Annotated in this window: 8 protein-coding genes and 1 pseudogene; 6 read left to right on the top strand and 3 right to left on the bottom strand. The window is 62.7% G+C overall.

The window, feature by feature from the left end:
• Positions 1 to 162 precede the first annotated feature (162 nt).
• Positions 163 to 1548, bottom strand: a complete 1386-nt coding sequence (locus PSOLE_RS22850; protein WP_074861286.1) for a NorM family multidrug efflux MATE transporter — start codon at positions 1546 to 1548, stop codon at positions 163 to 165.
• A 139-nt stretch (positions 1549 to 1687) separates the two neighbouring features.
• Between PSOLE_RS22850 and PSOLE_RS22845 the strand changes: the two genes are divergently transcribed.
• Together PSOLE_RS22845 and PSOLE_RS22840 are read left to right on the top strand one after the other, a co-directional pair.
• On the top strand, positions 1688 to 2608 hold the full coding sequence (locus tag PSOLE_RS22845) for a LysR substrate-binding domain-containing protein (protein WP_074861284.1): 921 nt from the start codon (positions 1688 to 1690) through the stop codon (positions 2606 to 2608).
• 306 nt (positions 2609 to 2914) lie between these two features.
• A pseudogene (locus PSOLE_RS22840) lies at positions 2915 to 4891 on the top strand (methyl-accepting chemotaxis protein).
• Position 4892: 1 nt separating this feature from the next.
• On the opposite strand, the gene PSOLE_RS22835 reads toward PSOLE_RS22840, so the two are convergent.
• Positions 4893 to 6386, bottom strand: coding sequence for a YifB family Mg chelatase-like AAA ATPase (locus PSOLE_RS22835; protein WP_074861282.1), 1494 nt, complete (start codon positions 6384 to 6386; stop codon positions 4893 to 4895).
• Between the two features lie 283 nt (positions 6387 to 6669).
• Complete coding sequence (locus PSOLE_RS22830; protein ID WP_039964191.1) at positions 6670 to 6927, bottom strand: accessory factor UbiK family protein; 258 nt, start codon at positions 6925 to 6927, stop codon at positions 6670 to 6672.
• 410 nt (positions 6928 to 7337) lie between these two features.
• Between PSOLE_RS22830 and glnK the strand changes: the two genes are divergently transcribed.
• The 4 genes from glnK (at position 7338) to sutA (ending at position 10188) form a co-directional block, all read left to right on the top strand.
• Positions 7338 to 7676, top strand: coding sequence for a P-II family nitrogen regulator (gene glnK / locus PSOLE_RS22825; RefSeq protein ID WP_003096476.1), 339 nt, complete (start codon positions 7338 to 7340; stop codon positions 7674 to 7676).
• A 334-nt stretch (positions 7677 to 8010) separates the two neighbouring features.
• Entirely contained in the window at positions 8011 to 9264 is a 1254-nt protein-coding gene (locus PSOLE_RS22820; RefSeq protein WP_074861280.1) for an ammonium transporter, read from the top strand.
• Between the two features lie 98 nt (positions 9265 to 9362).
• Positions 9363 to 9788: a secondary thiamine-phosphate synthase enzyme YjbQ gene (locus PSOLE_RS22815; protein WP_074861277.1), complete on the top strand. Its 426-nt coding sequence runs from the start codon at positions 9363 to 9365 to the stop codon at positions 9786 to 9788.
• A gap of 76 nt (positions 9789 to 9864) precedes the next feature.
• Positions 9865 to 10188, top strand: coding sequence for a transcriptional regulator SutA (sutA, locus tag PSOLE_RS22810; protein WP_074861275.1), 324 nt, complete (start codon positions 9865 to 9867; stop codon positions 10186 to 10188).
• Positions 10189 to 10359 lie beyond the last annotated feature (171 nt).

Here is a 10359-nt window from a genome sequence, read left to right as displayed (position 1 = left end):
AATTCATCATGGCTCAAGGCTAACGCCTTATCAGAAGTCGAATATACGGAAGCAGTCGTACCTAGGTTCAGAGGCAGATTATTTCACTGGCAAAACGGGAGGAGTCCATATACGGATGCAATCCGGGACCGTGTGCCGGGCATTCCCCGGATTGCATCCGGGCTACGACAGATAGACCTCGCCCTCTATCCTGTTCGGCCGCTGCAGCCGCGCAGTCTTCCACTGGAAGCCCAGCACCAGACCGCTCGCCGTTACCGCCAGGCCGGCAGCCAGGCCCCACCAGACGCCCTGTGCGCCCCAGCCAAGGGCGAAGGCGAACAGCCAGACCAGCGGTGCGCCCACGCACCAGTAGCCAGTCAGACCGATCAGCAGGGTGGTGCGGCCGTCGTTCAGCCCGCGGATCGCGCCCATGGCGATGCTCTGCAAACCATCGAACAGCTCGAACCAGGCGGCGATCGCCAGCAGGCTGACCGCGAGGGTGACGATATTGGCGAACGCCGGGTCGTGGCGGTCGAGGAACAGGCCGATGATCCACTCCGGCAGCAGCCAGAACAGCAGGGCAAACAGCAGCATCAACGCCGCTCCCAGGGCCATGCCCAGATGGCCGCTGAGGCGCGACAGGTGCAGATGCCCGGCACCGTAATGCAGGCCGACGCGGAAGGTCACCGCATAGGACAGCCCTTGCGGCACGATGAACGCCAGCGCCACGGTCTGCATGGCGATCTGATGTGCCGCCAGTTGCACACTGCCAAGCGCGCCCATGCACAGGGTGGCGAAGGTGAACAGCCCTTGCTCGGCGGCGTAGGTACCGCCAATGGGCAGGCCCAGGCGCAGCAGGGCGCGCATTTCCGCCCCTTGTGGGCGGCCCACACCGCCCCGCAGTTTGTAGCGGTGATAGGTCGGCGAGAGCAGGATGTACAGCGCCAATGCCAGTGCCATGGCGCTGCTGACCAGCGCAGTGGTCATGCCGATGCCGCTCAGGCCCAGGCTGGGCAGGCCGAACCAGCCCTTGATCAGCGCATAGTTGATGACGAAGTTGGCGATTGTACCGGCGATGCTGATGGCCATCACCGGGCCGGGATGACCGATGGCACTGGTGAAGCCGCGCAGCGCCATGAAGCACAGGTAGCCAGGCAGGGCCAGCGACAGTGGGCGCAGGAACTCCATGGCCTGGCTGGCCGCGCCTGGGTCCTGACCCAGATGCGGCAGCAGCGGGCCCAGACTGTTGAGGCACAGCGCACTGGCTACGCCCAGCAGCATGGCCAGCCACAGGCCGTTCTGGATCAGACGCGTGATACCCCGCGGATCGCCCGCGCCATGGCGGATGGCGATCAGGCTGCCCACCGCGGCGATCACCCCGGTGCAGAAGATCGAGAAGATGAAATAGCAGGTGGCACCCAGTGCGCCACCGGCCAATTGCTGCGGGCCGAGCATGGCCATCATCAGCGTGTCGGTGAAAATCATCAGCGCGTGGGCCAGTTGGGCGGAGATCAGCGGACCGGCCAGGCGCAGCAACGCAGCCAACTCGTGGCCAAGGGAGTTCTTCATGATGAGTAAAACTTCGGCAGGGTAAGCATCCCCAGACTGTCGGGGGATGAGCAATGACAGCTATTCTCTGGTTTGTAGCGAATGCCCACAAAAGGAAAATAGCCATGCCAGGCATGATCAAAACTCATGGTTCGATGCGGTGACGCGTCGTCTTCCACCGCTGTACGCCCTGCGCGCCTTCGAGGCCGCGGCACGGCATGCCTCCTTCACCCGTGCAGCTGAAGAACTGGCCATCACCCAGAGCGCGGTAAGCCGACACATCCGCACGCTGGAGGAGTACTTCGCCTGTCGTCTGTTCGAGCGTCGTGGCCGCAGCCTGCACCTGACCGATCCCGCCCGTGCTCTGTTGCCAGGGCTGAGCGACGGCTTCGATGCACTGGAGCGCGCCAGCGCCGCCCTGCGCGCAGACGACGAGGTGTTGCGTCTGAAGGCGCCGTCGACCCTGACCATGCGTTGGTTGCTGGCGCGCCTGTCGCACTTTCGTCTGGCCAACCCGGACAGCGAGGTGCAGCTCACCAGCGCCTGGATGGATGTGGACAAGGTCGACTTCCGCCATGAACCCTTCGACTGCGCGGTGCTGCTGTCCGATGGTCAGTTTCCAGATGAGTGGGAGAGCGTGCTGCTGTTCGAGGAGTGGCTGATTCCGGTGTGCGCTGCCGGCGATTCTGAGGCCGGCCCCTGGTCGCTGGCGCGGCTGCGCGCGGCGGAGCAACTGCACCCGACGCCGGATCGCCGCGACTGGCGGCGTTGGTTGCAGGCTACAGGCCTGATCGAACAGGTGCCGCTGAAGACCGGGCAGCTGTTCGACATGCTCGAATTGGGCATCGTTGCGGCGGCACGCGGCTATGGCGTGTCCATTGGTGATCTGCTGATGGTGGCCGAGGACGTGAATGCCGGCCGGCTAGGCGTGCCCTGGCCGACGGCGGTATTCAGTGGCGACAGCTACTATATGGTGTGGCCGCGTGGACATCGTGCGCAGACACGTCTGCAGCGTTTGCGTGACTACTTGCTGGCGGAGGTCGCCGCGCTGGCACTGCCCGGGGTCGAGCGTTTGCGCTGAACGGTCATGGCCAGCGCTCAGGGCGCTGACGGCCATCCAAGACCGGGCAGGCCGACTGTAGTGTGGCCAGGCTGCTCTCTGTGGGTATGAGTGCCAGCATCTATTTAGTGATCGATAAAACCTATCAATCATCACTCTGTAACGCTGTTTTGATAATAAATGACGACCTTATGGCGCTTGGATATTGACCGAGCTGAATGCTCAAGTATCCTCGCGCCCTTTCGCCGAGTCACATGACGGCTGGGTGGTATCGAAATTGCCTGAGTTATCTGCCCATATGCCCATGGGCGCACACCTGGAGTCCTCATGAATCCTCCTCGCTCTCGTATAGCCCTGCAACTGGCTGCCATGCTGGCTTTGGTGCTGGTGCTACTGATCAGCGTCAGCACTCTGTTTGCCCTGCGCTCACTCAACGAGGCCAATCTGGTCACTCGCGAAAAGCACCTGGGCAGCGAGGCGGGGCTGCTGGCCGACCAGCTCGAAACCTTCCACGGCAGCTTGCGTGAGAGCACGCAGCGTCTGGCTGGATTGTTCGAACAGCGCTTCAGCATAGGGCTGCAGGTACGCAGTGAAGAGCGTGTGAGCGTCGGCAGCCTGCAGACACCTGCGCTTTACCTGGGCGCTACGCGCTTGAACAACGAGTTCACTGAGGTCGATGACTTCACGCGCATGACAGCGGGTGTGGCCACGGTATTCGTGCGTGACGGTAGCGAATTCATTCGCATCACCACCTCGCTGACCAAGCATGATGGTACTCGTGCTCTGGGAACGGCGCTTGATCATCAGCACCCGGCCTATCAGCGCCTGCTGGCCGGGCAGAATTACGTAGGCCGGGCTTTGCTCTTCGACCGCAACTACATGACCCAGTACACCCCAATGCGTGATGGCAGTGGGCAGGTCATTGCCGTGCTGTTCGTCGGCTTCGACTACACCGATGCGCAGAAGCTGCAATTCAAAAAACTGAGCGAATTTCGGATTGGCGAAACGGGCTCACTTGCCCTGCTCGACGAGCACGGCAAGTGGCTGGTCAAGCCCGCTGGCACTGGCGCTGTGGATACACTGCCGGCAGCCCTAGGCGAGCTGATCGCTCACTCGGGGGACGGCGGTTTCTGGAACGATGGTCAGAATGAATTCTACAGCGTCGCCATGCCCTTTACCGGCGGACCCTGGATGGTGCTGGCGAGCATGCCGCGCGAGGAAATTCAGGCCGTTACCTGGCGTGTCGGTACCCAGCTGGCTATCGGTAGCGCACTGACCCTGCTGCTGGCGGTGATCGCCGTGGTCTGGCTGCTGCGCCGCAAACTGCGGCCGCTGGGCGATCTGGTGCAACAGGCGCAGGCGCTCGGCGCTGGTGATCTCGGCGCGCGCATGGCGCAGTCCAGTGATGATGAGATTGGTGAGCTGGCGCGCAGCTTCAACCGCATGGGCGAGGCGCTGGCGAACATGGTCGCGGGCATTCGCAGTGCGGCTCAGGATGTCAGTGCGCGCTCGCAGTCGATGTCGACGCTGTCGCGCGATGCCTGCCAGGGCATCGATCAGCAGTCGGGCGAGATCAGCAGCATGGCCGGCGCGGTGGAGGAGTTCAGCGCCACTTCGCAGAACATCGCCGACAACATGCGCAACACCGAGCGCCTGGCCAGTGCCAATGCCGAGCAGACGCGCATTGGCCGTACCTCGATGGATCAGGCCTCCGAGGCGCTGGTGCAGATTGCCGAAGCCCTTGAGCAGACCTCCACGGTGATCAACGGCCTCGGTCAGCGTTCCCAGGAGATCGGCGGCATCGTCAGCGTGATTACCGCGATTGCCGACCAGACTAACCTGCTGGCGCTCAACGCTGCCATCGAAGCTGCGCGTGCCGGCGAGTAGGGGCGTGGTTTTGCCGTGGTCGCCGATGAAGTGCGCAACCTGGCTGGACGCACCCGTGAGGCGACCAACGAGATTTCCACCATGATCGGCAGCATCCAGAGCGAGACCAGCAGCGCCATCGCCACCATGGAGCACGGCCGACAGTTGATGCAGGACGGTCTGGAGCGCAACGCCAAGGTGGCGTCAGCGCTGGCGCAGATCAGCGAGCAGAGCGATGCCGCCGGTGAGCAATTCGCCGCCATCACCACCGCCACCAGCGAGCAGAGCAGCACCGCGACCGTGCTCAGCGCCAACCTGCAGAGCATCGCCCACACCAATGGTGAGCAGCGTGAAGTGGTGGCCAACCTGGCCGATACTGCGCGCGAACTGGAGCATCTGGCCTCGCAGTTGCGTCAGGAGGTCGAGCGCTTCCGTTGAGTCACCCTGCTGCGGGGCGATACTGCAGCGCTTCGGCCAGGTGAGCACGGCTGATGTGCTGCTGCTCCGCCAGATCTGCCAGCGTGCGCGCCACCTTGAGCACTCGGTGCGCGGCGCGTAGTGACAGGCCGAGACGTTCGCAGGCGCTTTCCAGCCACTGGCGATCCGTGTCGCTCAATGCGCAGTGTTGGCGCAGACCGGGTAGGTCGAGAAAGGCGTTGGCCACGCCCTGGCGTTGCAATTGCCGCTCACGTGCCTGCGCCACCTTGGCTGCTGCCTGCGCAGTGCTTTCGCCATCCTGCGGCGGGGCATTCAGGGCTGTGGTTTCGCGGGCGACCGTCAGGTGCAGGTCGATGCGATCAAGGAGCGGGCCCGACAACTTGGCGCGGTAGCGCTGGATCTGCTCCGGGGTACAGCGACAGCGGTTGCTGGGGTCGCCGAGGTAGCCGCAAGGGCAGGGATTCATGGCGGCAACGAGCTGAAAACGCGCCGGGAAACGCACCTTGTCGCGTGCCCGGGCAATCACGATATGGCCGCTTTCCAGCGGTTCGCGCAGCACTTCCAGCACCTTCCTATCGAATTCCGGCAGCTCATCAAGGAACAGGATGCCCATATGGGCCAAGGTTATTTCGCCAGGCTGCGGGCGACTGCCGCCACCCACCAATGCCGGGCCGGAGGCGCTGTGGTGCGGGGTGCGAAAGGGTCTCTGCGGCCAGTGCTGCAGCGGCGTATGGCTGGCCACCGAATGGATCGCGGCTACCTGCAGCGCCTCGTTTTCGTCAAGCGCAGGTAGCAAGCCTGGCAGGCGGCTGGCCAGCAGGGTTTTGCCAGTGCCGGGTGGGCCGCTGAGCAGCAGGTTGTGTGAGCCGGCGGCCGCCACCAGCAACGCACGTTTGGCGGCCAACTGGCCCTGCACTTCAGCCAGATCCGGATAGGGCAGGCTCTGCCTGAGCAGACCTTGGGCGGCGTAGGGTTCGAGAGGAGCACTGCCGTTGAGGTGCGCGGCGATCTGCAGCAGGTGCTCGACGGCGATTACCTTCAGCCCTGAGGCCAGGCTGGCCTCTTCGGCATTGGCCTGTGGCACCAATAGGGTGCGCCCGGCTGCGCGCGCGGCCAGGGCTGCCGGCAATACGCCCTGCACGGGACGCACCGCGCCGGACAGCGCCAGTTCGCCCAGGCATTCGCATTCGTCCAGGGATTGAGCCGGCACCTGGCCGCTGGCCGCGAGAATCCCCAGGGCGATGGCGAGATCGAAGCGACCACCGTCTTTTGGCAGATCTGCAGGCGCAAGATTCAAGGTGATGCGTTTGCTGGGAAACTCGAAGGCGGCATTGAGGATGGCGCTGCGCACGCGATCCTTGCTCTCCTTGACTGCTGTCTCCGGCAGGCCCACCAGCGTCAGGGAGGGTAGGCCGTTGGCCAGGTGCGCTTCGACGGTGACGGCCGGTGCTTCGACGCCGACCTGGGCGCGGCTGTGAACGATGGCCAGGGACATGATCGCTCCTTGATCAAGTGGGGTGCAGTGCCTATCAGGCTGTTGAAAAACTACCTGCGTTGGCAATACTGCGTTAAAAACGGCCTCGCGTGCGAGCCCAGTCAAAATGCTCATTTACAGCACGTAAACCCGAGTGCGGGCCCAGTGCTTTTTTCGGCCGTTTTTGCGGGGCCGCCATCGGTATTGTCTTGCCGGCCTCGCCTACGTTTTTCAACGGCCTGCTATAGGAGCGGCTTCAGCCGCGAAGCCTGTTCGCGGCTGAAGCCGCTCCTACAACATAACCTTAGTCTGCGGCGGTGAGCTTGGCTTCCAGTTCGGCGACCTTTGCTTCCAGCGCCTCGAGGCGAGCGCGGGTGCGGGCGAGAACCACCATCTGGCTGTCGAACTCTTCCCGGCTGACCAAATCGAGCTTGCTGAAGCCGCTCTGCAGCAGGGCTTTGAACTGCGCTTCCAGTTCGGCGCGAGGCAGCGGGCTGTCGCCGCTGAAAATACGCGAGGCGTGGCTACTGAGAGTGTCGAGCAAGGCTTTCGGCGGCAGCATGATCAGGTTCCGTAAACAGACGGTCGGCAGTGTAGCACGCAGCCACCGGCGGGGCGGTCTAACACGGATTGCACGATTTTTGAGCATTAATCAATATGCTAATGCACCAAGTTTGTGCGTTGCATTCGACGTGAATGGCCGGTCACCGTGGCTGGAAGCTGTTAAAGGCTTGATAGATAGCGCTTTTGCGTGAGCTGGCAAGCTTTCTGCTTAGGCCCCAGCGACGCATGCACCGATGCAGTTCTGGTGCTGCAGGCGAAGCGGGGGAGTGTTTCGTCGGGAGCGGTTGGTGGGTATCGATCACGCCAGGCTGGAGCGGTCGGTGCATTACAAAAGCCAGACACTGCGCTTAGACTTGGCCCGGGTTCGCAATTCCTGGGGCATGTCCACCTTTCACGGGAGAACGTTTCATGAAACTAGTCACTGCCATCATCAAGCCGTTCAAGCTGGACGACGTGCGCGAGTCACTGTCGGAGATCGGCGTGCAGGGCATTACCGTCACCGAGGTCAAGGGCTTCGGCCGTCAGAAAGGCCATACCGAGCTGTATCGCGGTGCCGAGTATGTGGTCGATTTTCTGCCCAAGGTGAAGATCGACGTGGCCATCGCTGACGATCAGCTCGATCGTGTGATCGAGGCCATCACCAAGGCTGCCAACACCGGCAAGATCGGTGACGGCAAGATTTTCGTAGTCAACCTGGAACAGGCGATCCGTATTCGTACCGGCGAAACCGATACCGACGCGATCTAACAAGCCTCCGAACCCCACGCCCCAGGAGTAAACCCATGACTCTGCGAACTTTCGCAGGGCTAGGAGCCCTTTTGTCCTCGAATTCTGCTCACACGCCGTTTTCGAGGGCCAATGCCGGAGCAGGCGATGCCCTCGCCGCTCTGCTGTGCCAGATCCTCTTCGGGTCTCGCGCTTGGCCTAGTGATGGGAATGCCTGGTCGCCTTGTGGCGCAGGGGTTCCGGTGATCCAGAACGAGCGTGGCAACGACCTGTAAAGCATGCGGAACGCGTCCTGAGCCAACCCGGACGTTTCAACCGAACAGCGCACAACGAAAGCGCCGGCAAGAGGTGAAAAATGGATAACACAGCATTGACTGCATTGCAGTACGGCTTCGATACCTTCTACTTTCTGATCTGTGGTGCCCTGGTGATGTGGATGGCGGCAGGTTTTGCCATGCTCGAATCCGGCCTGGTGCGTGCCAAGAACACCACCGAGATCCTGACCAAGAACGTGGCGCTGTATGCCACCGCCAGCGTGATGTATCTGCTGGTTGGCTACTACATCATGTACTCCAGCCCGGAAGGCGGCATTCTGCCAAGCCTGGGTTTCCTGATCGGTGACGAGAACACCACTGAGGCCGTTCTGGCTGGTGGCGACGATGCACCTTACTACTCGGCCCGTTCGGACTTCTTCTTCCAGATCGTGTTCGCTGCGACCTGCATGTCGATCGTTTCCGGTGCTGTCGCTGAACGTATGAAGCTTTGGGCTTTCCTGGCCTTCGCTGTGGTCATGACTGGCTTCATCTACCCGGTCCAGGGTTTCTGGAAGTGGGGCGGTGGTTTCCTGGATGCCGCTGGTTACCTCGACTATGCCGGCTCCGGTGTCGTGCACATGGCCGGTGCTTCCGCCGCTCTGGCTGGTGTACTGCTACTGGGCGCGCGTAAGGGCAAATACGGCCCGAACGGCCAGGTCAACGCCATTCCGGGTGCCAACCTGCCGCTGGCCACGCTCGGTACCTTCATCCTGTGGATGGGCTGGTTCGGTTTCAACGGTGGTTCGCAGCTGAAGATGAGCACCATCGAAGACGCCAACGCCGTGGCCCAGGTGTTCACCAACACCAACATGGCTGCAGCCGGTGGCCTGATCGTCGCGTTGATCGTGGCCCGTCTGCTGTTCGGCAAGGCTGACCTGACCATGGCGCTGAACGGTGCGCTGGCTGGCCTGGTGGCCATCACTGCCGAGCCGCTGACCCCGAGCGCCCTGCAGGCCACCCTGATCGGTGGCGTGGGTGGTGCGCTGGTGGTGTTCTCCATCCTCGGTCTGGACAAGGTGAAGATCGACGACCCGGTTGGTGCCATCTCCGTGCATGGCGTGGTCGGCATCTGGGGCATCCTGGCCGTCTGCCTGACCAACGAAGACGCGTCGCTGGGCGCCCAGCTGCTGGGTATCGTCAGCATCTTCGCCTGGGTGTTCATCGCCAGCCTGATCGTGTGGAGCATCATCAAGGCGGTGATCGGCCTGCGCGTCAGCGAAGAAGAGGAATACGAGGGTGTGGACATCGCCGAATGCGGCATGGAAGCCTACCCGGAGTTCACTGGCAAGAAGTGAGTTTCGCCGGGAATGACAAGGGCGCCTTTAGGCGCCCTTTGTTTTTTCTGGCAGCACGCTAGAATGCGCGCGCTGGAGCCATCGAGAGTGAGAGCGGCATGTGGCAGCAACGCATCATCAGTCTGCGTCCGCGTGAGCGCGGTTTTCATCTGGTGACCGAAGAGGTGCTGGGCGCATTGCCGGAACTGGCGCAGGTGCGTGTCGGTCTGCTGAGCCTATGGCTGCAGCACACCTCGGCATCGCTGACGGTCAACGAGAACGCCGACCCTGCAGTGCGCCGGGATTTCGAGCGCTTCTTCAACCGCCTGGTGCCGCAGGGTGAGGCAGGCTACGAGCACGATGACGAAGGGCCGGACGATTTGCCGGCGCACTTCAAGGGCAGTCTGCTGGGCGTTCAGCTGCAGCTGCCGATACAGCAGGGACGGCTGGCGCTGGGCACCTGGCAGGGTATTTACCTGGGCGAGCATCGCGATCATGGCGGTGCTCGGCGAGTGGTGGCGACCCTGCAGGGCGAGGCTATTTGAATTTTTCCGGTGGTGCGGTGTTCACTGCGCGACTGGGCTATAACTAACCTGCTTTTCGCAAGTCATGAGGTTGAACATGAGCGACGAAGACCTGGAACAAGATGATCTGGAAGCGGCCGACGAGGACGACGGTGAGGAACTGGCTGCTGCCGATGACGGCGACAGTGGCGACGATGAAGGCGATGGCGAGGTCGTAGCCAGCAGCAAGAAGAGCAAGGCCAAGGCTGTCGAGGTTGACGAGCTGCCGAGCATCGAAGCCAAGCAGAAGGAGCGCGACGCCCTGGCCCGCGCCATGGAAGAGTTCCTCGCCCGTGGCGGCAAGGTGCAGGAGGTGGAGCCCAACGTGGTCGCCGACCCGCCCAAGAAGCCCGACAGCAAATACGGCAGCCGCCCCATCTGAGGACGGCTAGCTACAAGGAGCCCGCCCCTGTGGCGGGTTTTTTGTGGGTGCGCCAGGCATGGCGCGTAGCGCCGTGACTGGCGCTGTTCGGTTCACTGTGGTGGTGAACCGGACGACTTGGAGGTGAAAGTCCTCTGCACGCCCGGCAAGGGGAAGTGCTAGCGGAAGGCA

Origin of the sequence: Pseudomonas oleovorans subsp. oleovorans (assembly GCF_002197815.1) — a bacterium.
In the GTDB taxonomy this organism is placed as follows: domain Bacteria; phylum Pseudomonadota; class Gammaproteobacteria; order Pseudomonadales; family Pseudomonadaceae; genus Aquipseudomonas; species Aquipseudomonas oleovorans.
This window is presented reverse-complemented; position numbering and strand designations above follow the sequence as displayed.